Below are 20,908 nucleotides of genomic sequence, written 5' to 3'. Positions count from 1 at the left end.
GGTTCCGAGCGAAGCGAGACCGAGCATCCGCCGTTCGCGGCCCGGCTCGCGTTTGCGCGGCCGCCGCGTCCGCGACGAAGTCGCCAGCGGCGGCCGCGCAAACGCGCGAGCCACAAAGGGGCCGCGAACACCCAGCGCCGCAGGCGCTGGAAAACCAACACGGCGCTGGAAAACGATTCAGCTCAGCTCAGCGTGGTGTGCCACACGATGGCGGCCGCCAAGGCTCCCGCGCCGTTGACCGACCAGTGCAGGGCGATCGGAGCGAGCAGGCTTCCACTGCGCTGGCGCAGCCAGGTGAACACCACGCCCGCCGCGGCTGTCGCGAGGACGGCGAGCAGGATCCCGATGACCTGTCCCGCGACGCCGCCGCCGACGACTCCGCTCAGACCGCGGTTGCCCGAGGTGAGACCGAAGGAGGACGCGATATGCCAGAGACCGAACAAGAGCGAGCCCGCCGCGAAGACGCCCCGCGCACCGTAGGCGCGAAGCAGTGTGCCGTGCAGCACGCCGCGAAAGGCCAGCTCCTCCGGTATCACGGTTTGCAGCGGGATGACGATCATCGAGGCGACCAGCGCGCCGGAGACGGTCGCGTAGCGATCGGCCAGGAAGAAGGGTCGGGTCAGCGGTAGCGCCGCCCCGATCGCCACGACCGCGAGGACCAGCGCCGCCGCGGCGAGCGCGTAGCGCGAACCGCGCCGCCAGTGCCGGGGCGAAAGGCCCAGTTCCGACCAGCCGAGACCGCGCCTGCGCACCAGCGCGAGCAGTGCGAGCGCCGCGACCGGCACCGTCAGGATGCTCGCCCACGCGGTGGTGAAGTGCGCGATCAGATTGGTGCCCGCCAGGACGATCACTACGACGGCGACGTCCACGTAGGCGTGCACTTCGTGGCGTGGGCGGGGCGGTGCTGCTAGAGCCGGCTCAGACATCTCGGCCAAGTCTACAAATCGATGCCTGCTTCGCTACGCATCGCGGGGTCATCGCTGGATCGATCACTTCTCGCCACCGGGGCGGTCCGCCGGAGTCCTCGCCGTTTCCGTGGGCCACCAGCGTCACCCGGTCGGCGACGATGCCCAACGAGGGGTGCGGCGTGATCCCGGGCGTCGTCAGCCCGCCCACCCCTGTGGATCAGTCCAGGCCTGCAAGGTGCGCGTGGTCTCGAAGCGGCGCGGCTCACGAGTGATCGGATCGGTGAACTCGAGCGAGGCGGCGAGCAGCTGGAGCGGCCTGGTGAAGTCGTCGACGGGCTTGTCGGTGAGCACCGGGTAGAAGTCGTCGCCGAGGATGGGAATGCCGAGGCTGTTCATGTGCAGGCGCAGCTGGTGGGTCCGGCCGGTGTGCGGGCGCAGCCGGTAGCGGCCGAGACCGTCGCGGTGCTCGAGCAGTTCGATCTCGGTCTCCGCGTTGGGTTCGCCCGGCACCTCCTGCGCGGCGAGCACGTGCTTCTCCTTGATGATCCTGCTGCGTACCACGCGGGGCAGTTCGAGGGCGGGGTCGAACGGCGCGATCGCCTCGTACTCTTTGCGCACGGTGCGCTTGTGGAACATGGTCTGGTACGCGCCGCGGCGGGCGGGGTTGATCACGAACAGCAGCAGGCCCGCCGTGACGCGGTCGAGCCGATGCGCCGGGATCAGGTCGGGGAGGTCCAGCTCCCGGCGCAGCCGCACCAGCGCGGTCTGCAAGATGTGCTGACCACGCGGAATCGTGGCGAGGAAGTGTGGTTTGTCCACCACGAGCAGGTCGTCGTCGCGATGCACGACGGGGATGTCGAACGGGACCACCGTCTCCTCGGGCAGATCGCGGTGGAACCAGACCGCGCCGCCGGGCACGTACGCTGCCTCGGGCGAGATCGGGCCGTCGAGGTCGACTATGCCGCCCGCGTGCAGCAGTTCGTCGATCCGCGTCGCGGGCACCCGGGGCAGGCGCTCCACCAGGTGGTCCCGGATGGTCGCCCAGTGACCCTGCTCCGGTAGTCGCAGCCGGGCCGGGTCCAAGCCGTGCCGCTTGGGCAACGGCGGTTGTTGCCGCCTTCTCATCGGTATCGACCCTAACCGCAGGCCGGATCAGGGATAACCGAGGCCGTGCCGCGCCGGGCGCTCAGTGGGCGCGGACCGCTATACCCGGGTAATCCAGCACCAAGCCGGACTTGTCGTAGCCCAGGGTGCAGGTGAAGTCGAACTCAGGGGCGTCGTAGTGGAACCGCGGTCCGTGCGCGCCGTCGGCGATGCGGACGTAGCGCTGTTCCAACCGGGCCACCGCGGCGCCGGAGGCGTACACGTAGGCCGCGGGGGCGTCCGCGCCGTCGCCGATCTCCCACGCCGACCGGTGCACCGGGAGGGCGTTGGTCAGCGCGGAGGATTCCAAGTCCACGTCGAGGCAGCCGTCGAGCAGTGGCGCGGGCATGCCGTCCAGCAGCCAGGACCCCGCACCGTCGGACTCCAGCACCAGCGTGTTCCAGCCGCCCGGTTTGCGCACGCCCACCTGCGCCCGGCACGTCCGCCATTCGGTGTCCAGCGCGATCCGGTAGTCCACCACCCATGCCGCGCCGTCCTCGACGGCCGTCGTGCAGCCGTCGATCAGCACGCCCAGTTCGGTGACCCGGAAATACGCCACCTCGAATCCCTCGCGGGCGGTGCGGTGCCGCCACGCGGCGGTGGGCGGCGGCGGCTCGAACATCATGGGGATCAGAATCCGCGCAGCCGGTCCGGGGTGACGCGCAGCACGACCGAGTACTCGGCGTAGAACTGCTCGTCGGTCAGGTCGATCGAGCGCAGGCCGTCGGCGTACTTCTTCGTGAACGCGTCGATCTCGTCCGCGCCGGGGCGTTGGTCGACCACGCGCGCCGTGCCGGTGAGCACGACGACGTCGCCGCCGTGCTCGGTGCTGTTGAGGTTCAGCGAGACCCGGGGGTTGCGCTGGATGTTGCGCACCTTCGGCTGGCCGGGCTTGCTGAAGATCAGGAACTCGCCGTCGCGCCACTGGAACCAGACGGGGTTCGGCTGCGGTGTGCCGGTGGGGCCGACGGTGGTCAGCCAGAGAACGGACTCGCGGTCGAGTCGTCCGGCGACTTTCGCGCCGAATTCGGTCTCGGTATCCACGACGGGGGTGGCGGATCGATCGGATGCCGTTGCGGTCATGGCAGGGTCAACACCTCGGCCGCCGGGACGATTCCGCTCCACGCACACAAGCCACTCCGGTGCGTGCGAGTTCATCGCCGTGCGCACCGGCGAGCCGAGGCACGAGCGCCGCGCGTCCATCGCGAACGCCACTACGGCGTGGCCCGCTGGTCGAGCACCATCAGCCGAGCCTCGACCAGCGTCCTGCGTGCGCGCCGCCGGACCCGGCACAATTCGACGTTGCAATCCAGGTGCACCTGCATGGCCGTGTGCGCTTGGCCCGCGGTCAGTTCGCCGGGATCTCTCGCGCAATCGGAAAGAACCGCAAAATTCGCCGTGCCATACATATTCGATGCTCCTGCGCGTCGGATGGGTTCGCTTTCGGTTGAATTCAGCGATGCGCACGAGCTGTCGGACCAGGATGCGCCGCCGTTCACGGAGGCTTCCCCGACGCGTCGGGAGTTCGAAAACCGCGAGTCCGGAACAGTTTTCACACATTGACGAAATAAGTCGGCAAGGACAACAGCCGGTATGCCGCCGAGTGTCCGGCGCAATGCCCTTGCGCGACACGAGGCGCGGGGTTTGCCCCACGAGACGGCGAGCCGGACGAGCACGCGGGGCGCGGGGCCGGATCTGCCAGGGGCCGACGCATCGAGCGCGAAGCGATGAAGACGGGCCGGACGAGGCAAGGTAACTTAGGCTAACCTTTCTTACTGGGCGTTCCTGTGTGAGGATGGGGCGATTCCAGTGACGGATGCCGCAAGGGTGAGAGACGAGGGTCCAGATGACGGTAGAGGTCGCGCCGCTGCCCGCGGCGCAGACGGGAAACCGGCCGCCGAAGACGGTGCTGAAAGAACGCAAGCGGCAAGAGGCGCGGGCCCGCAAGGAGATTCTCGCGCCCGTGCGCGGCCCGTTGACCGTCGCGAGCGTCATCATTGCCGTCGCGTCGGCGTGCGCGGTCGTGCCCTTCGTGCTGATCGTGGAGGCCTGCCGCGAACTGCTCCGAGACCAGGTGGACACCGATCGGGTGTGGCGCCTGCTGACGATCGCGGTGCTGGTCCTGGTGGCCCGCGCCCTGCTCCAAGCCGCCGCGCTGACCTGGACGCATCTGGTCGACGCCGGATATCAGCTCACCGTGCGCCGGGCACTGGCGGCCAAGCTGACCCGGGTGCCGCTGGGCTGGTTCGGCGAGCGCACGTCCGGTGAGGTGAAGAAGTATCTGCAGGACGACGTGGAGGCCCTGCACTACCTGGTGGCGCACGCGCGCCTGGAGTTCGTCGGCGCGCTCACCGTTCCGCTGATCACCCTCGGGTATCTGTTCACCGTCGAATGGCGGCTCGCCTTAATACTGCTGCTGCCGGTCCTGGCGTACGCCGTGCTCTACAGCCGGATGATGGACCGGGACGGACGGGACCGTTTCGTGGTCTACACGCGTTCCGAACAGGCCACCAAGCAGGCGACCATCGAATTCGTCGACGGCATCCAGGTCGTGCGCGCGTTCGGCCAGGCGGGCAAGGCGCACAGCGCGTTCCAGGACGCGGTCGAGCACCAGGCGCGCAGCGTCCACCGGCTGAAGATGCCGATCCTGAAGGTGCAGGCGGCCTCCGACATCGTCGTCACCCCGGTGTTCGTGATGCTGGTCGTTGTCTTCGGCGGATTGGCGACAGTCGGCCTGGACTGGGTCGAGCCCCTGGATGTGCTGCCGTTCCTGTTGGTCGGCCTGGGGCTGGGCAGCTCGTTGCTCAGTCTCGGCTACGGCGCGCAGGCGCTGCGGGCGGCCGCGGTGGCCGCGCAGCGCCTGCACGATCTTCAGCAAACCCCCGAACTGAGCACCGGGGCTCCGGAGGCCGCCGAACCGGCATCCGCGCCCGCAGGCCTGGTCCGGTTCGAAGGGGTCGGCTTCGGCTATCGCTCCGGCCACGACGTGCTGCGCGACATCGACCTGGAACTCGCTCCCGGCACCATCACCGCGCTGGTCGGCCCGAGCGGATCGGGCAAGTCGACGCTGGCCAAACTGCTTCCGCGCTTCTACGAGGTGGGATCGGGCCGAATCACCATCGGTGGCCGCGACGTCCGCGACTTCCCGAGCGAAGAGCTCTACCGCACGGTCGGATTCGTCTTCCAGGACGTGCGGTTGATTCGCGGCAGCATCCGGGAGAACCTGCGCCTGGCCCGGCCCGACGCGGACGACGCGGCGTTGGAGCGGGCCGCCCGTGCCGCGCAGATCCACGATCGCGTCGTGGCGCTGCCGCGTGGCTACGACTCCGAGCTCGGCGTCGACGCGACCCTGTCCGGCGGCGAGGCTCAGCGGCTTTCCATCGCCCGGGCCCTGCTCGCGGACACCCCCGTCCTCGTACTCGACGAAGCGACCGCCTTCGCGGACCCGGAATCCGAAGCGGCGGTGCAGGACGCGCTGGCGGTGCTGGTCGCGGGCCGCACGGTGCTGGTCATCGCGCACCGGTTGCACACCATCACCGGGGTGGATCGAATCCTGGTGCTCGAACGGGGACGACTGGTCGAGCAGGGTGATCACGCGAGTCTCGTCACCGCGGGCGGCGCCTATCAGCGGTTGTGGGAGATCAATGAAGCGGCGCTGGGCCGGATCGCCCTCGTCGACAGTGCGGAGGGTGTCCGATGATTCGCAAGGTGCTGGGGTTGGTTCCGGATGAATTCGCCCACCTGACCCCGAAACTGTTCGCCGTCATCGTGGCGCAGGCCCTCAGTCAGGCCGTGGCGTATCTGCTGCTGGTCCCGGTGCTGACGGCGCTTTTCGACGACGACCTCGGGCGCGCCTGGCTATGGGCGCTCGGCATGCTCGCCGCCGTCGCGGGCGTGGTGGTGTTCGGTTACCTGCAGGCGGCGATCGGGTTGCGTGTCGGCATCGGTATGCAGCGCGGATTGCAGACTCGGCTCGGCGACCATCTGAACGCGTTGCCCCTGGGCTGGTTCGAGACCCATGATGCCGGACCGCTGGGGCGGCTGATGGTCGACAACGTGCGCGAGTTGCAGGGCCTGGTCGCCTATCTGCTGGCCAGGATCCTCACCGGTGTCATCGTCCCGCTCGCGGTCGCGGTCGGCATGCTGATGGTCGACTGGCGCATCGCGCTGGCCATGCTGCTCGCCGCGCCGGTGCTCTACCTGGTGAACGGCTTGGCCAACCGCGCCTACACCAGCGCGGACCAGCGCATGCACGCGGCGGCGGCCGAAGCCGATTCGCGCGTCATCGAATTCGCTCAGGCCCAGCCGGTGCTGCGCGCGTTCGGCGCGGTGGGCTCGGGAAACCGGGCGCTCGACGCCGCCCTGGCAGGGCAGCGCTCGGCGGGGTCGCGCATGGTGTTCGCCAGCGTGCCGGGGCTGATTCTGTTCGCCCTCTTCGTGCAGGCGGTTTTCCTGGTACTGGTGTACGTCGCGGTGGCGCGGGTGACCGACGGCGCCATCTCCGCTGCCGTCGCGATCGCGCTCATCGCGGTGAGTTCGCGGTTCATCGAGCCGCTCAATCAAGCCGCGCAGCTGGGCGGCGCGCTGCGTTCGGCCGGTTCGGCCGCCGACCGCGTCACCGAACTGCTCGACGAACCGGTGCTGCCGGAGGCGGAGGCACCGGTCACGCCGGGAACGCCGTCGGTCGTCTTCGACGACGTGAGTTTCGGCTACCGTCCCGGTGAACCGGTGGTGTCGGGAGTGACCTTCAGCGTGCCCGCGGGCACCACCACGGCCATCGTCGGGCCGAGCGGCGCGGGCAAGACGACCTTGCTGCGCTTGGCCGCCCGCTTCTACGACGTGGATTCGGGCCGGGTGGTGGTGGGCGAGCACGACGTTCGTGATCAGCCGTCGGCGACGCTGCTCGATCAGTTGTCGCTGGTCTTCCAGAACGTTTACCTGTTCGATCGGTCGGTGGCCGACAACATCCGGATCGGCAGGCCGGAGGCCGATGACGCCGAGGTGCGTCGCGCGGCGGCCGCGGCAAGGGTCGACGAGATCGTCGAGCGTCTTCCCGACGGTTTCGACACCCGGGTCGGCGAGGGCGGCGCGGCGCTGTCCGGCGGTGAGCGCCAGCGCGTCTCGATCGCCAGGGCGCTGCTGAAGGACGCGCCGATCGTGCTGCTGGACGAGGTGACCAGTGCGCTGGATCCGCACAGCGAAGCGGTCGTGGTACGCGGGATGCACGAGATCACCAAGGACAAGACGGTGATCGTCGTAGCGCACCGCTTGGCCACCATCGCCCACGCCGACCAGATCCTGTTCGTGGACGGTGGACGGATCGTGGAGCGCGGTACGCACGCGGAACTGCTCGCCCTCGACGGCCGCTACGCCGCGTTCTGGAACGAGCGCTCTCGCGCGGCGGGCTGGCATCTGGAACCTGTTGCGACCTAGCAATTTTTCGGGTCGACGAAAACGCCGCACCGCGGGGGGGAGCGGTGCGGCGTGGTGAAGAAAGACCCTACTTCCAGTAGGCCTGGAATTTGATCGCTGTCTTGGGCAGATTGTGCGTCGTCTTGAAGCTCTTCACGATCGAGCGGGTGGTGTGACCGTCGCAGGCGACCCAGGCGAACGCGTCGGCCGGGCAGGTGAGTTCCTGGGCCGCTTCGCGCAGCAATCGGCCGTCATCGATGCGCTGCAACCACGTCACCTGGTGGTGCGGTTTGTTGCGCAGCGGGATGGTGATGTCGGATTCGTGCTGCCACTCCAGCCAGACCCGCGCCGGGGTGTCGCCGATGGCGTCCAGCAGCGAGTTGATCGCGGGCAGCGAGGCGGTGTCGCCGAAGATGAGGTATTCGCCGGGGGTGGATTCCGGCAGTTGGAAATTCGAGCCGAGCACCGACACGTCGAGTTCGTCACCGACCGAGGCGTTCTGCGCCCAGCGGGCGGCGAGCCCATCGTGCAGCGCGAACTCGATCGCGCAGCGGTCACCGTCCGGGTCCTGGTCGACCAGGGTGTAGCCGCGCTGTTGCAGCTTGCCGCTCTCGCCGTCGGGGAACCAGCACCGAACCCACTGGGTGGGGTGAACCGGGTGATCGGCGAGTAGCCCGCCTGCGGTGAAGCCGAGTCGCACGTACTTGTCGGTGACGTGTTCGGTCGACGTGACGGTGAGCCGGTAGTCGTTCCCACCCCACGCCTTGACTAACAGACCGTTGAAGCCTTTGCCCATGACACTAAGGTTAGCCTAACGAAAGTTGAATGTCGCGTGGTGCTTTCCGTAGCGCCGCCGAGGGTCGCACCCCCGGGCACTGCCCGGGGGTGCGAGGGTTCGGGATCAGCAGGACAGCGCGAGCGCCGAGGCGAGGCTGCACTCCGCCTGGCGGGTCAGCTTCCAGTAGCCGTCGATCTGCTTCCACGAGACGTCGTAGGTGAAGTCCGGGTAACCCTCGGTGGTGACGAGCAATTGCGCATCGACCCGGTCGCCGGAGGTGGACGGGTTGACCACGCTGTAGCGCAGGCTCGGCGGAGCGGCCGCGAGCAGGCCCGCGATCTTGTCCATCGTCGCGACGCCCGCGTCGCCCGATTCCAGCTCCGCCGCCCGCGCGCTGCGCGAGGCGCCGGTGTTGATCGCCACGCGCAGTTTGGCGGTGAGCTCACCCGCGCCTGGGGCCTGAGCGTGCAGGGGCGCGACCATGGGCGCCGCCACCGCGGGCGCGACGGTAGCCACTGTGCCGGCGAGCGCGGCCGCGAGCGCGAGCGTCGTTGCGGCGAGCCGGGTAAGGGCCTTGTTCGAAGTCCTGGTCATTTGTTCATCCAATCGTTCGCGGGTGTGAGTGTCACCGCTCTGGTCGGGTACGAGTGTGCAATATAAGGTAAGCCTATGCAAACATAATCCGGACGGGTTCTGGTTGTCGGCGCGGGAGTGAACCCGTGCACCCAGCGGGAAGCCGCGGGACGTCGGAGAGAGTGGAGAACCGGTGGAAACGCTTCTGGTGATCGGAGCTGGCCCGAAAGCCCTTGCGGTGGCCGCGAAAGCGCACGTGATGCGCGAACTCGGCTTGCCGGCGCCGCGGGTCGTCGTCGTCGAGGCGCACGCGGTGGGCGGGAACTGGCTGCCGAGCGGCGGCTGGACCGACGGCAGGCACCGGCTGGGCACGAGCCCGGAGAAGGACGTGGGCTTCCCGTATCACTCGACCTGGGCGCGCGGGCGCAACCAGGAGATCAACGCGGCCATGATGGCTTACAGCTGGACGTCGTTCCTGATCGAACAGGGCACCTACGCGGAATGGATCGATCGAGGTCGTCCGAATCCGGCCCATCACGTCTGGGCGAAGTATCTCCAGTGGGTGGCGCGCCGGATCGATCTCGAACTCGTCTCCGGCACGGTGCGTTCCATCGGCGCCGCCGCCGACGGCTGGCTCGTCACCGCGACGGATCCCGGCGACGGCACGATCCGGCTGGACGCGACCGGGCTGATGATCACCGGTCCCGGCGTCAGCACCAAGGCACTCGCCGACCATCCGCGAGTGTTGAGCATCGCGCAATTCTGGGATCTGGCCGGGCGGCGCAGCCTGCCCGTCGCCTCCCGGGTCGCGGTGATCGGTGGCGGCGAGACGGCGGGATCGGCGTTGGACGAGCTGGTGCGTCACGGCATGCTGTCGATCTCGGTGATCTCGCCGATGGCGACGATCTACACCCGTGGCGAAAGCTATTTCGAGAACTCGCTGTTCAGCGATCCGGTCAAGTGGGCGGCATTGACCGTCCAGGAACGGCGCGACGTCATCCGCAGGACCGACCGCGGCGTCTTCTCGGTGCGGGTGCAGGAGAGCCTGCTCGGCGACAGCCGGGTGCATCACCTGCAGGGCCGTGCGGTTCGCGTCGCCGAGCAGGGGGACGGGGTGGCGCTGACGCTGCGCAACGAGCGGCGTCCGGATCAATCGCATACTTTCGACCTGGTCATCGATGCCACCGGCGGCCAGCCGCTGTGGTTCCTGAACCTGTTCGATCAGGACGCGGCGGACCTGCTGGAGCTGGCGGTCGGCGGCAGACCCACCCAGGAGCGGATCGAGGTATCGATCGGCTACGACCTCGCCGTGTCGGGGATGGAGACCAAGCTCTACCTGCCCAACCTGGCGGCGGTCGCGCAGGGGCCCGGGTTCCCGAATCTCAGTTGCCTGGGCGAACTTTCCGATCGGGTGTTGCAACCGGTCACCAGGCGGTCCGGTGCGCACCTCACGGGCGCCGCCGCGCGAGCGCTCGGATGAGTGCCCACGCTATCGACGCCGCGCACCGCGCCTCACTGCCGCACGGTCGGGATGTCCGCCGGGGTGCGCGGCAGATAGTAGAGCTTGATGCGGCGGTCCGGACGGATGTCGAACTCGCCGAGATCGGGAACGCCGAACCGCTCGGTCATGCGCCGCACCGCGACATTGCGGTGATCGGGTTCGACCAGGATGCGACGGCAGTTCGATTCCGCGAAGATCCCGGCCAGCAGGCCGCTGACGAAGGCGAACATGATGCCTCGCCCGATCGCCTCCGGGTCGGCGGTGGCCAGGTGGAAGGCCACGTCATAGGGGTCGGCGTGGTAGATCCTGGCGATCTCGTCCTTGGCCGGGCGATACAACTCCAGGTAGGCGATGTCGCGACGGCCCAGTTCCGGCCTGCCCGCGGCGGCGAAGTCGTAGCCGACGATGCATGGGCGGGAATAGGTTCCGGCCAGCTGCGCGCGCAGATTCTGCCTGCGCAGTTCGACGGGCCACGGCTGCTCCCACGACTCGATCAGATGCGGCCGGTTCATCCACTCGGTGAGCAGCTCGGCGTCGGCGCCGTCCGCGTCGACCGTCCGGATGTCGAACGGAGCGGGCAGGGCGGGCAGTGGCGGAGCGGGCACGGCCCGCAGTTCGTCGGAGATGTCGGTCAGCTCGCGCGCGATGACATAGGGCGTTTCAGTGGGGTTCATCGGTCGTCGAGCTCCGTTCGGTAGTGGCCCTGCTGGATGAATGTAAGGTTACCCTATGCTAACCTCTCGTGGTCGGCGAGGCCCTGTCGTTCCCGGAGGACGGCGCGGGGCAGCGCGCCGCGGCCGAATCCATTTGTCCGCGGTGTCTTTTCGCTGATACCGCGTTATGTGTAGGAGCTGTTGGATGTCGAGAAAACCCGGGTGGATTCGGAAGTTCCACAAGCCCGCCGTGGAAACGCTGCCGCCCCTGGTGCTGTTCCCGCACGCAGGCAGTGGAGCCTCGACCTACCGCACCATGTCCAAGAGGCTCAGTGCGGATTTCGACGTCGTCCTCGTGCAATATCCGGGACGTCAGGATCGGGCCGCCGAACCGATGCCCGCCAGTCTTTCCGAACTCGCGGCCGGTGCGCTCGCGGAATTCCTCGAATCCCCGTATCACCGCGGTATTCCGATCACGGTATTCGGGCACAGCGTCGGCGCGATGGTGGCCTTCGAGTTCGTCCGTCAGGCCGAGGCCGCCGGGGTGCCGGTGGCGCTGCTCGGCGCGTCCAGCGCGGTGGCGCCCGCCTTGGTCGCCGACAGCGAACCGCTGCCGACCGAGGAGGAGGCGCTGCTCGACCGGCTCGCGGCCCTGAACGGCACCGGCGCGGATGTTTTGGCCGATCGCGACATCATGCGGATGACACTGCCCGCGCTGCGGGCCGACTATCGCGCCTTCGATGCCTACGTGTGCGAACCGGAGGTCCGGGTCGGTGCGCGAATCGAGGTCATCGGCGGCGCCGACGACGACTTCGTCACCGTCGCCGAACTGCGCCCATGGCTCGCGCACAGCGCTCGGGGCGGCTCGGTCACGCTCTTCGACGGCGGGCACTTCTATTTGTACGACCACATCGACGGCATCGCGGAATTGCTTTCCGCCGCAGCCGCCGACGCCGGACAGTCCGCTCTTTCCAGTTAGGTTCAGCATGTCAGGATCGGCTTCGGGGGATGAAGACCATATCGTCATCGTCGGAATCGGGGTCGAGGCCCCCGGCGGAATAAACAGTCCACAGGAATTCTGGTCGGCGCTCACCGACTCGAAAGAACTCATCGGGCCGCTGCCGCGCGACCGGGAATGGCCGATCGAACAGCTGCTCACCCTCGGCCGCAACGACGGCTGGACCGACGTTCGCGATGCGGGCGGGTTTCTTTCCGAAGCAACGGAATTCGACGCGGCGTTCTTCGGGATCACGCCGCGGGAAGCCGTCGCGATGGATCCGCAGCAACGCGTGGGACTGCGCGTCGCGTGGCGGGCGGTCGAGGACGCCGGATTGAATCCCGGCGCCGTCGACGGCGCCGAGGCGGGGTGCTGGATGGGCGTCACGCCGTTGGAGTACGGGCCGCGGATGGCGAGCGTCAGCGAGCACAGCGGCTATCGGATGACCGGCACCACGCTCGGCGCGGTGGCCGGCCGGATCTCGCACAGTCTGGGGCTGATCGGGCCTTCGATCAGTGTGGACACCTCCTGCGCGGCCGGTTTGACCGCCCTGCATCAGGCGGCGGCGGCGATCCGGGCGGGCGAATGCGACTGGGCCCTGGCGGGTGGCGTGTGCGTGATGGGTTCACCCGGCATGTTCGTGGAGTTCGCGAAGAACAACGCGCTGTCGACCGACGGCCACTGCCGCGCGTACTCCGCGGGCACCACGGGGACTCTGTGGGGCGAGGGCGCGGGAGCGGTTGTGCTGGAGACGGAATCGCGGGCACGGCGGCTCGGTCATCGGATCTACGCGCGACTGCTCGGCTCCCGGGTCAATCACAACGGCAAGGGCGCCCCGCTGGCCGTGCCCAGCGCCGACGCGCAGGAACGGCTGATCCGCGCGGCGCTCACCGCGGCCCGCGTCGCACCGGAACAGATCGGTCTCGTCGAGGGGCACGGCACCGGCACGTCGGTGGGCGACCCCATCGAACTGACCGCGCTCATGCGGATGTACGGCGCGCCCGAGCGTGCGCGGGGCGCACTGCTGGGATCGGTCAAGTCGAACATCGGTCACACGCAGGCGGCGGCGGGCCTGCTCGGCCTGATCAAGATGCTGCTGTGCGGCGCGAACGGTCACGTCGTGCCGAGTCTGTGGGCGGAGAACCCGACCGACGCGGTCGACTGGGAGACCACGAGCCTGCGGCTGGCGACGAAATACGCACCGTGGGAGCCGATCGATGGCGTCCGCTACGGAGCGGTGTCGGCATTCGGGGTGGCGGGGACCAACGCGCACGCGATCGTCGGGATGCCCGTTCTGGAGGAGGACAGTGATGCCTGAGTATCGGCTACCGGACGGCACCACCCCGGTCCTGCTCTCCTCGGACAGCGCCGCCGGGCTGCGTGCCGAGGCCGCCGCGATCCTGGCCTACTCCGAAACCCACCCGCGGGTGGACCCCGATCGACTGGCGAGCCATCTGTTCCGCACCAGGATCGCCCGCAGGTTTCGCGCGTTGGCCATGGTCACGACGCGCGAGGAGTTGCTCGACGCGTTGCGGTCGGTCGCGGCGAACGCCGCGCATCCGGCGGTGGTGACCTCCGACGGCGCCGTCGCGGCACGCCGCGTCGGATTCGTCTTCCCCGGCCAAGGCAGCCAGCGCCCCGGCATGGGCAAGCCGTACTACGACTTCTCGCCTGCGTACCGGGCCGCCGTGGACGAGTGCGCGGCGGTGCACGAGGAGCGATACGGCCATGCGCGGCCGGTGCGCTATCTGCTCGCGGCCGACGAGGAGTACGGCGAAACGCTCTGGGAAGTGCAGCCCGCCAGGATGTTCCACCTGATCGGCTTGGCCGCCATGTGGCGGGCGGCGGGCGTGCGTCCCGCCGCGACCATCGGGCACAGCCAGGGTGAACTCGCCGCCTGCGTGGTCGCCGGGGCGCTGACGTTGCGCGATGCGGTGTCGATCGTCACGCACCGGGCCGAACTGCTGGAGCGGGACCTGTCGGACGGGTACGCGGTGGCAGTGCTCGGCGCAGACCGGGAGGAATGTGAGGAGCTGCTGGCCCGGAATTCGGGGTGGGCGGAGGTCTCCATCGTCAACTCGCCTCGTCTGATCGGCGTCTCGGGCCACGAGGCCGCCATCGCGGAACTCGTGGCGACCGCGACCGCCAAAGGGCTGTTCGCGAGGCAGATTCAGATGTCCTTCCCGTCGCACACCTCCGCGATGACGCGGTTGCGCGGTGAATTTCAGTCCGGGCTGGAGAAACTGAGCAGCAAGACCTTCGAGATCGGCGAGATCGCCTGCTACGGAGGCACGCTGGGGGCGGCGATCACCGCCGAATCGACGCATCACGACTACTGGTACTGGAACCTGCGCAACCGGGTCCGCTTCGATCGCGCGATCGTGGCGGCGGCCGAGAACGTGGACACCTTCGTCGAGATCGCCGAGCATCCGACGTTGCAGCCGGCGCTGCGGGAGAATCTGGCCCACGTCGCGCCGGAGCCGGGGCGGGTCGCCCGTGAGTTCCGCATCGCCGGGACGTCACTGCGCACCGCGAACGGGCTCGGTGAGTTCACCCGGAATCTGGCCGAGGTCGCGGTGCACGACCTGCACTACGACTGGCAGGCACTGCGCACCGGATCGCAGCAGCGCCCGACGCTGCCGTTGCGTGACTTCCCCGCCACGGTGATGAATCGGAAGAGGCTGTGGGCGCCGTACCAATCGGGGGCCGAAGCGCCGGTCCCGGTCGCCGTGCCGCCCGTGCGGTTGCGCGAGGAGTGGACCAAGTTGTCCCGGTTCGCGCTGGCCGCACCGCGGACCGTGCTGCTCGCCGATCACGACCCTCGCGCCGACGAACTCGCGGCGGCGATGCACGCGCGGGCCCCGCGCCACGGCGCCGCCATCTCCGGCACCGAGACCCCCGCCGATACCATGATGCTGCTGCTCGCGCCGACTGTGGCCGCGGACGAAGAAGGCGCTGTCACGGAACTCGCCGAGTTCGCTCGCATTACCGAACAGTTGACCACGATCGCTCCGGGCGTCACCGAATGCTGGCTGGTGACAATCGGTGCGGAGGCCGCGACGCCGGAAGACGACCCGTCGCTCGCCCACTCGGCGGCGAGCGCCGCGTATCGCAGCGTGGGCCTGGACCATCTCGGCATCGCGTTCCGGCACCTCGACCTGCCGCCGGACGCCGCGACGCTGAATCCGGCCACGGTGGCCGACAAGATCTTCGAAGCCATCCATGTGCAAGGCGAGCCCGAACTCGCGCTGCGGAACGGGAAGTTGCACGCGAAGCGTCTCGTCCGCGCCGAGCCGGGCGGTGCCTCGACGCCTCCGGATCTGCGCGAGGTCTTGATTCTCGGTGGGACCGGACACGTCGGCCTCGAGTTCTGCGCGCAGTTCGTCCGCGACGGCGCGTGCCGGATCACCCTGGTGAACCGCACCGGCGAGACGAGCGCGCTCACCGAGCGGCTGCGGGCGATACGCGAACTCGGCCGGACCGAGATCGACGTGGTGGCCTGCGATATCACCGAAGCGGCCGCGGTGGCCGACCTGGCGCGGCGTTTCGCCGATCGTCCGGTGAGCGTGGTCGTGCACGCCGCGGTCCAGTACGCGTGGTCCCGGTTCGAATCGGCCGCCGTCGCCGAGGCAGCCGCGGCGAAGGTGCTCGGACTCGCCGGGGTGCTGCGCACGGTGCCATCGGCCGCCGACTGCACCGTCCTGTTGTGCTCCTCGTTCGTGGCCACGCTCGGTGGCCGCGAACAGGCGTTGTACGCGGCCACGAATCGCATGCTGGACAGCCTCGCCGTTCGGCTGCGGGCGCAGGGCGGCGATTGCGTGTCGGTGCAATGGGGACTATGGGGGTTGCCCGGTGCGGAACACGCCGCCGTGGAGGCGCGAATCCTCGGCGCGGGTTTGCGGCCGATGCCCGCCGCGCCCGCGATCGCGGCGGGTTTCGCCGATCGCACCGGCAACGGGATTGTGCTGTCCGCGGACTGGGAGCGGTTGCGTGAGACGGCCGAACTCGTCGGCCTGACAACGGTTTTCGCACCCGCCCTCCCGGCTCCCGAGCCTTCGGCGCCCGTGGCCACGCCGTCCACGCAGCCGCCGTCCGCGGCTGAGCCGGAAGCGGACGTGACAGACGATCTCGCGGAGGTCATCCGGCGCGAACTCGGGCAAGTGATGCTCCTCGACGGTCCCGACCACATCGACGGCTCGGTCCCGCTGGTCGCGCTCGGGGTCGACTCGTTGCAGGCGGTCGATCTGCGCGCCCGGTTGAAGACGACGCTGCACCGCGAACTGCCGGTCGCGGCGATCCTGGGCGGCGCGTCCCTGGACGACGTCGTGCTGCTCATGTCCGAGAACCGAGGCTGATGGTGGCCGAGAACACAGGCTCAGGAGGCCGCTTCATGTCCGAGAACACGCAGGCGCCCATGCCGGAGATCGAGGACGTGCTCGCGCTGAGCCCGTTGCAGGAGGGCTTGTTCTCACTGGCCAGGCTGGCCGGCGAAGGCGATCTGTACGCACTGCAATTCGTCTACGAGATCGCCGGACCCGTCGATGTGGCGCTGTTGCGCCGCAGCGTCGAGACGATTCTGCGGCGGCACGCGAACCTGCGCGCGTCGTTCTGGGATCGCGATCTTCCCCGGCCGGTGCAGATCGTGCCTGTCGCCGCGGAGCTGCCGTGGGCCGAACGCGCGATCGACCCGGCCGACGACCTCGACGCCGTCATCGCCGCCGAAACACGGGCGCCGTTCGACCTGGCCCGCGGCCCGCTGCTGCGCGTGCTGCTGCTGCGGTTGCCGGATGACACCCGGCGTCTGGTCCTGACCGCGCACCACATCCTGCTGGACGGCTGGTCGCTCGGCGTGTTCTTCCGGGAGCTGTTCGCCCTGTACCAGGCGGGCGGCGCGGCGGACGCGCTGCCCGCACCCCGGCCCTACCGGGACTACATCGGCTGGCTGTCCGCCCGCGACAACGAAACCGCGCTGCGCGCCTGGCGGGAATACCTCGGTGATCTCGATCCGCTGATCATCGCCGACCGCGGCGATTCCACGGTCAACACCATCGTGCCCACGATCGACACGCTGACGCTGGACGCGGCCGACACCAGCCGGTTGACGGCATGGGCGCGGGCGAACGCGCTGACGATGAACACCGTCGTGCAGTACGCGTGGTCGGTCGTGCTCGGCAGGCTGACCGACCGGAGCGACGTGGTCTTCGGCACCACCGTCTCGGGACGGCCGGACGAGCTGTCCGGTGTCGAGACCATGATCGGGTTGTTCATCAACACCGTCCCCGTCCGCGTGGCTATCGGCGCGGGCACTGTGGTGCGCGACTGCGCGCGGCTGCAACGCGAGGCTGCTCCGATGCGTGATCTCGCCTACGTCAGCCTGTCCGCGATTCAGCGGTCGGTGGGTTCCGGCACGCTGTTCGACACGCTGTTCGTGTACGAGAACGCGCCCATGTCCGATGTGCTGCGCCCCATCGAGGCGGCCGGCGGCGTTCGGTTCCGGCCGATCACGTCGGAGAGCCTGACGCACTACCCGCTCGCGGTGACCTCGTTCCTGTACGAGGGGCAGTTGGTGGTGACGGTCGAGGCGGTGCGGGCGGCGTTGCGCACCCTGTCCGGTCCCGACGTCGCGGCGCGGTTGATCTCGGTGCTGCGGCAGTTACCCGAGATCGGCGAGCGCGGGCCCAACGCTCTGGACGTGCTGCTACCGGGCGAGAGCGCGCGGCCACCGGCCGCCGTCGCCGAAGACGTGCGTGGCGCGACCATATGGGAGCTGTTCGCGCGCCAGGTGGCCGCCACGCCGGACGCGCTCGCGCTCAGCACCGAGCACGATCGGTACACCTACCGCGAGTTATTCGATGCCGCATTGGGTTTGGCGGGTGTCATCGCCGCCTACGGCGCCGGTCCGGAAGATGTCGTCGCCCTGGCCTTGCCGCGGTCGGCTCGGTCGATCGTGGCGATCCTCGCCGTGCTCGCCACCGGCGCGGCCTATGTGCCCGTCGACATCACGCTGCCCGCCACCCGCATCGAATCGATCGTGCGCCGATCCCGTCCGCGACTGATCCTGGCCGACGCCTGGGGCCTGCCCGCGCTCCACGAGATCGGGGACAGCCCGCAGATACTGTTGATGGACCAGCTCTCCGAGAATCTGCCCGCGTTCGCGTTCGCGCCCGCGCCCGGCCGCCGCCCGGACCAGTCCGCCTACCTGATCTTCACCTCCGGTTCCACCGGGGAACCCAAAGGCGTCGTGGGCACCCACTCCGCGCTGGCCGCGTATTTCGCCGACCACCGCGACCGGGTCTACCGGCCCGCCGTGGCGCGGCTCGGGCGGCCGCTGCGGATCGCGCACGCCTGGTCGCTCAGTTTCGACGCCTCCTGGCAGCCGCTGATCGGACTGCTCGACGGACACGCCATCCACCTGTTCGACGCCGAGGAGATGCGCGACGCGCGACGTCTGGTCGACGGCATCATCCGGCATGGACTGGACATGATCGATACGACCCCCTCGATGTTCACCCAGCTCGCCGCGGCCGGGCTGGTCGACGCGGGCGCCACGCCGCTGTCCGTGCTCGCGCTCGGCGGCGAGGCCATCGGCGTGCCGCTGTGGAAGCAGTTGTGCGCGCTGCCCGATACCGCCGTGCACAACTGCTACGGCCCCACCGAGACGACGGTGGAGGCGGTGGTGGCCGCCGTGGTCGACGGCGACGCCGAACCGGCCATCGGGGCGCCGGTCACCGGGATGACCGGTTATGTCCTGGATTCGCGGCTGCGACAGGCGCCGGTGGGCGTCGTGGGCGAGCTGTATCTCGCCGGCGCCCAGGTCGCGCGCGGTTATGTCGGCATGCCGGGAATCACCGCGGGCCGGTTCGTCGCCGATCCGCACCGCGTGGGCGAACGGATGTATCGCACCGGTGATCTGGTGCGCCGCTTGCCCTCCGGCGATCTGGCCTACGTCGGCCGGGTGGACGACCAGGTGAAGATCCGCGGCTACCGGATCGAGATCGGCGATATCGAGACGGCCTTGCTCGCGCTGCCGGGTGTGCGGGCCGCCGCGGTGGTCGTGGTGCGCCGAGCGGGTGGTCCCGGCCTGGCCGCGTTCGCCGTGGGTGACGGTCTCGACGCGGTGGAGTTGCGCGCCGCGCTGACCGAGCGGCTGCCCGGTTACATGGTGCCGAACCGGATTCTGGTCGTCGAGCAGCTGCCGGTGACCAGCAACGGAAAGCTCGACGCTCAGCGGCTCGCGGTGCTCGCCGAGGATCGGGCCGCCGGTGCGGGAGCGGGGGCGGCCCCCGCGCGCACCGGCACCGAACGCAGGCTGTGCGCCGCGGTGGCCGAGCTGTCCGGCGGTCCCGTCCCCGGTATCGATGACGACCTGGTCGGCATCGGCCTGGACAGCATCGTGGCGATCTCCCTGGTGAATCGACTACGGCGCGACGGCCTTTCGATCAGCCCGAAGACGGTCCTGAGCGCCTCGACGATCCGGGAGCTCGCCGCGCGGATCGACGCGGAAGCAGGCCGCGAACGGGCGTCGACCTCCGAGGGCTACGGCCCGGTCGGTCCGACGCCGATCGTGTCCTGGATGCACGAGTACGGGGGCTACCGCAGGCTCGCCCTGAGCAACCTGCTCGAGCTGCCCGACGGCATCGATCAGGACGGGCTGACCGCCGTGTTGCAGGCGTTGCTGGACGGCCACGACATGCTGCGGGCCCGTTTCGTCACCACCTCGGAGGGCTACGAACTCCATACCCGCGCTCCGGGCAGCGTACGCGCGCAGGACATCCTGTCCCGGGCCGACGAAGGCGCGGACTTCCACGCGACGCTGGCGGCTCGCGGCCATGCGGTCGCCGACGAGATCGATCCGTTCACCGGCGATCTGGTGCGCGCCGTGTGGTTCGTCAGATCCGGCGCCCCTGACGTGCTGCTGCTCACCATCCACCACCTGGCCGTCGACCCGGTCTCCTGGTACATCATCTCCGCCGACCTGGAAGCGGCCTGGGCGGAGGTCGCCGCGGGACGCACGCCGACCCCGGCCGTCGAGCACACCGGCTACCGGCAGTGGGCCCGGTTATTGCGCGAACGGGTTGGCTCCGAGGCGGTTTCGGCTCAGCGCGACTACTGGACGCGCCAGGTCGCCGCACCGGATCCGGTGCTCGGCGCCCGGTTGCCCGACCCGACGTCCGACACCTGGGCTTCCTACCGGGTCCACCCGGTGCCGACCTCGGCCGAGACGAGCGCGGCGATCTTGGACAGCCTCGGCGGTGGCGCGGCCGGGGTGCGCGAATTCCTGCTGGCCGCATTGACGATGACGCTGGCGAGCTGGCGCGCGGAACGCGGTCAGGACCCCGCCGCGGGCGCGTATGTCGCGCTGGAAGGCCACGGCCGGGAGGACGAGGTGCTCGGCGCCGACGTCGACAGCGCGCACTCGGTGGGCTGGTTCACCAGCATCGTGCCCGCCCGGCTCGGCGCGGGCGCCGAGAGCGTGGATGTGGCGACGGCTCTCGCGGATCCGGTTCGTGCCGCCGCACTGCTCGAGCACATCGCTGAGCACCTGGCCGAACTGCCCAACGGCGGTGTGGACTTCGGCGTGCTGCGCTACCTCGACCGAGCGCCCGAGCTGGCCGGCGCGCCGCAGCCGCAGGTGCTCTTCGACTACCTGGGCCGGTTCGACATGGCCGGCGCGGGGCGGCCATGGGCGCCGATCCCGGATCTGGCGCTGCACGAGTGTCTTCCGCTCGTCGCGGAGCCCGACTTCCCGCTTCGCTACGCGCTCGATGTCGTCTCGGCGGTGCGGACCACCGCCGACGGGCCGCAGCTGGTCACCATGCTCCGCTGGAGCGAGGCGGTGTTCACCGCCGCCGAGGTGGCCCGGCTCGCCGAGCTGTGGCACGACGCCGTCGCGGCGCTCGAGCGCGCCGTCTCCGTGGTGACCGTCGGCGCCGACTGACCGCG

Annotated in this window: 15 protein-coding genes; 7 read left to right on the top strand and 8 right to left on the bottom strand. The window is 69.5% G+C overall.

Going from position 1 to position 20,908, the window contains the following annotated elements; all coding sequences use genetic code 11:
* Positions 1–182: 182 nt before the first annotated feature.
* The 5 genes from ABZ420_RS19995 to ABZ420_RS19975 form a co-directional block, all read right to left on the bottom strand.
* Positions 183–926, bottom strand: a complete 744-nt coding sequence (locus ABZ420_RS19995) for a CPBP family intramembrane glutamic endopeptidase (protein WP_357124630.1) — start codon at positions 924–926, stop codon at positions 183–185.
* A gap of 177 nt (positions 927–1,103) precedes the next feature.
* Complete coding sequence (locus tag ABZ420_RS19990; protein WP_357124627.1) at positions 1,104–2,033, bottom strand: RluA family pseudouridine synthase; 930 nt, start codon at positions 2,031–2,033, stop codon at positions 1,104–1,106.
* Between the two features lie 61 nt (positions 2,034–2,094).
* Complete coding sequence (locus ABZ420_RS19985) at positions 2,095–2,676, bottom strand: putative glycolipid-binding domain-containing protein (protein ID WP_357124624.1); 582 nt, start codon at positions 2,674–2,676, stop codon at positions 2,095–2,097.
* Between the two features lie 5 nt (positions 2,677–2,681).
* On the bottom strand, positions 2,682–3,134 hold the full coding sequence (locus tag ABZ420_RS19980) for a TIGR03667 family PPOX class F420-dependent oxidoreductase (protein WP_357124622.1): 453 nt from the start codon (positions 3,132–3,134) through the stop codon (positions 2,682–2,684).
* Between the two features lie 131 nt (positions 3,135–3,265).
* Positions 3,266–3,460 carry a hypothetical protein gene (locus ABZ420_RS19975; protein ID WP_357124619.1) on the bottom strand — a complete coding sequence of 65 codons (195 nt, stop codon included), beginning with the start codon at positions 3,458–3,460 and terminating at the stop codon, positions 3,266–3,268.
* A 437-nt stretch (positions 3,461–3,897) separates the two neighbouring features.
* Between ABZ420_RS19975 and ABZ420_RS19970 the strand changes: the two genes are divergently transcribed.
* Together ABZ420_RS19970 and ABZ420_RS19965 are read left to right on the top strand one after the other, a co-directional pair.
* Positions 3,898–5,751, top strand: a complete 1,854-nt coding sequence (locus ABZ420_RS19970) for an ABC transporter ATP-binding protein (protein ID WP_357124616.1) — start codon at positions 3,898–3,900, stop codon at positions 5,749–5,751.
* Complete coding sequence (locus ABZ420_RS19965; RefSeq protein ID WP_357124614.1) at positions 5,748–7,484, top strand: ABC transporter ATP-binding protein; 1,737 nt, start codon at positions 5,748–5,750, stop codon at positions 7,482–7,484. The genes ABZ420_RS19970 and ABZ420_RS19965 overlap by 4 nt, the downstream gene beginning before the upstream one ends.
* Before the next feature lie 67 nt (positions 7,485–7,551).
* Here the strand turns inward: ABZ420_RS19965 and ABZ420_RS19960 are convergent, their stop codons facing one another.
* Both ABZ420_RS19960 and ABZ420_RS19955 read right to left on the bottom strand, forming a co-directional pair.
* Positions 7,552–8,259 carry a siderophore-interacting protein gene (locus ABZ420_RS19960; protein WP_357124611.1) on the bottom strand — a complete coding sequence of 236 codons (708 nt, stop codon included), beginning with the start codon at positions 8,257–8,259 and terminating at the stop codon, positions 7,552–7,554.
* Positions 8,260–8,364: 105 nt separating this feature from the next.
* Positions 8,365–8,835 carry a hypothetical protein gene (locus ABZ420_RS19955; protein ID WP_357124608.1) on the bottom strand — a complete coding sequence of 157 codons (471 nt, stop codon included), beginning with the start codon at positions 8,833–8,835 and terminating at the stop codon, positions 8,365–8,367.
* Positions 8,836–9,007: 172 nt separating this feature from the next.
* Between ABZ420_RS19955 and ABZ420_RS19950 the strand changes: the two genes are divergently transcribed.
* On the top strand, positions 9,008–10,294 hold the full coding sequence (locus tag ABZ420_RS19950) for a SidA/IucD/PvdA family monooxygenase (protein ID WP_357124605.1): 1,287 nt from the start codon (positions 9,008–9,010) through the stop codon (positions 10,292–10,294).
* A 32-nt stretch (positions 10,295–10,326) separates the two neighbouring features.
* Here the strand turns inward: ABZ420_RS19950 and ABZ420_RS19945 are convergent, their stop codons facing one another.
* The gene (locus ABZ420_RS19945) at positions 10,327–10,989 is read right to left on the bottom strand and encodes a GNAT family N-acetyltransferase (protein ID WP_357124602.1); all 663 of its coding nucleotides are present in this window, start codon (positions 10,987–10,989) and stop codon (positions 10,327–10,329) included.
* A 184-nt stretch (positions 10,990–11,173) separates the two neighbouring features.
* Between ABZ420_RS19945 and ABZ420_RS19940 the strand changes: the two genes are divergently transcribed.
* Genes ABZ420_RS19940 through ABZ420_RS19925 form a run of 4 tightly spaced genes read left to right on the top strand, consistent with a single transcriptional unit; the run spans position 11,174 to position 20,903 of the window.
* Positions 11,174–11,947: an alpha/beta fold hydrolase gene (locus ABZ420_RS19940; protein WP_357124599.1), complete on the top strand. Its 774-nt coding sequence runs from the start codon at positions 11,174–11,176 to the stop codon at positions 11,945–11,947.
* A 7-nt stretch (positions 11,948–11,954) separates the two neighbouring features.
* The gene (locus ABZ420_RS19935) at positions 11,955–13,283 is read left to right on the top strand and encodes a polyketide synthase (RefSeq protein ID WP_357124596.1); all 1,329 of its coding nucleotides are present in this window, start codon (positions 11,955–11,957) and stop codon (positions 13,281–13,283) included.
* Entirely contained in the window at positions 13,276–16,320 is a 3,045-nt protein-coding gene (gene nbtC, locus ABZ420_RS19930) for a nocobactin polyketide synthase NbtC (RefSeq protein ID WP_357124593.1), read from the top strand. Before ABZ420_RS19935 ends, nbtC begins: the two co-directional genes overlap by 8 nt.
* Before the next feature lie 35 nt (positions 16,321–16,355).
* The gene (locus tag ABZ420_RS19925; RefSeq protein WP_357124590.1) at positions 16,356–20,903 is read left to right on the top strand and encodes an amino acid adenylation domain-containing protein; all 4,548 of its coding nucleotides are present in this window, start codon (positions 16,356–16,358) and stop codon (positions 20,901–20,903) included.
* Positions 20,904–20,908 lie beyond the last annotated feature (5 nt).

It is taken from the genome of Nocardia sp. NPDC005745 (assembly GCF_040630775.1).
Classification (GTDB): Bacteria; Actinomycetota; Actinomycetes; order Mycobacteriales; family Mycobacteriaceae; genus Nocardia.
Note: the sequence above shows the minus strand (reverse complement) of the source record. Positions and strands in the feature narration are given on the sequence as shown.

Excerpts from the sequence above, each read along its gene's own strand:
- ABZ420_RS19995 (WP_357124630.1), bottom strand. The coding sequence starts at position 926 with ATGTCTGAGCCGGCTCTAGCAGCACCGCCCCGCCCACGCCACGAAGTG.
- ABZ420_RS19990 (WP_357124627.1), bottom strand. The coding sequence starts at position 2,033 with ATGAGAAGGCGGCAACAACCGCCGTTGCCCAAGCGGCACGGCTTGGAC.
- ABZ420_RS19985 (WP_357124624.1), bottom strand. The coding sequence starts at position 2,676 with ATGATGTTCGAGCCGCCGCCGCCCACCGCCGCGTGGCGGCACCGCACC.
- ABZ420_RS19980 (WP_357124622.1), bottom strand. The coding sequence starts at position 3,134 with ATGACCGCAACGGCATCCGATCGATCCGCCACCCCCGTCGTGGATACC.
- ABZ420_RS19975 (WP_357124619.1), bottom strand. The coding sequence starts at position 3,460 with ATGTATGGCACGGCGAATTTTGCGGTTCTTTCCGATTGCGCGAGAGAT.
- ABZ420_RS19970 (WP_357124616.1), top strand. The coding sequence starts at position 3,898 with ATGACGGTAGAGGTCGCGCCGCTGCCCGCGGCGCAGACGGGAAACCGG.
- ABZ420_RS19965 (WP_357124614.1), top strand. The coding sequence starts at position 5,748 with ATGATTCGCAAGGTGCTGGGGTTGGTTCCGGATGAATTCGCCCACCTG.
- ABZ420_RS19960 (WP_357124611.1), bottom strand. The coding sequence starts at position 8,259 with ATGGGCAAAGGCTTCAACGGTCTGTTAGTCAAGGCGTGGGGTGGGAAC.
- ABZ420_RS19955 (WP_357124608.1), bottom strand. The coding sequence starts at position 8,835 with ATGACCAGGACTTCGAACAAGGCCCTTACCCGGCTCGCCGCAACGACG.
- ABZ420_RS19945 (WP_357124602.1), bottom strand. The coding sequence starts at position 10,989 with ATGAACCCCACTGAAACGCCCTATGTCATCGCGCGCGAGCTGACCGAC.
- ABZ420_RS19940 (WP_357124599.1), top strand. The coding sequence starts at position 11,174 with ATGTCGAGAAAACCCGGGTGGATTCGGAAGTTCCACAAGCCCGCCGTG.
- ABZ420_RS19935 (WP_357124596.1), top strand. The coding sequence starts at position 11,955 with ATGTCAGGATCGGCTTCGGGGGATGAAGACCATATCGTCATCGTCGGA.
- nbtC (WP_357124593.1), top strand. The coding sequence starts at position 13,276 with ATGCCTGAGTATCGGCTACCGGACGGCACCACCCCGGTCCTGCTCTCC.
- ABZ420_RS19925 (WP_357124590.1), top strand. The coding sequence starts at position 16,356 with ATGTCCGAGAACACGCAGGCGCCCATGCCGGAGATCGAGGACGTGCTC.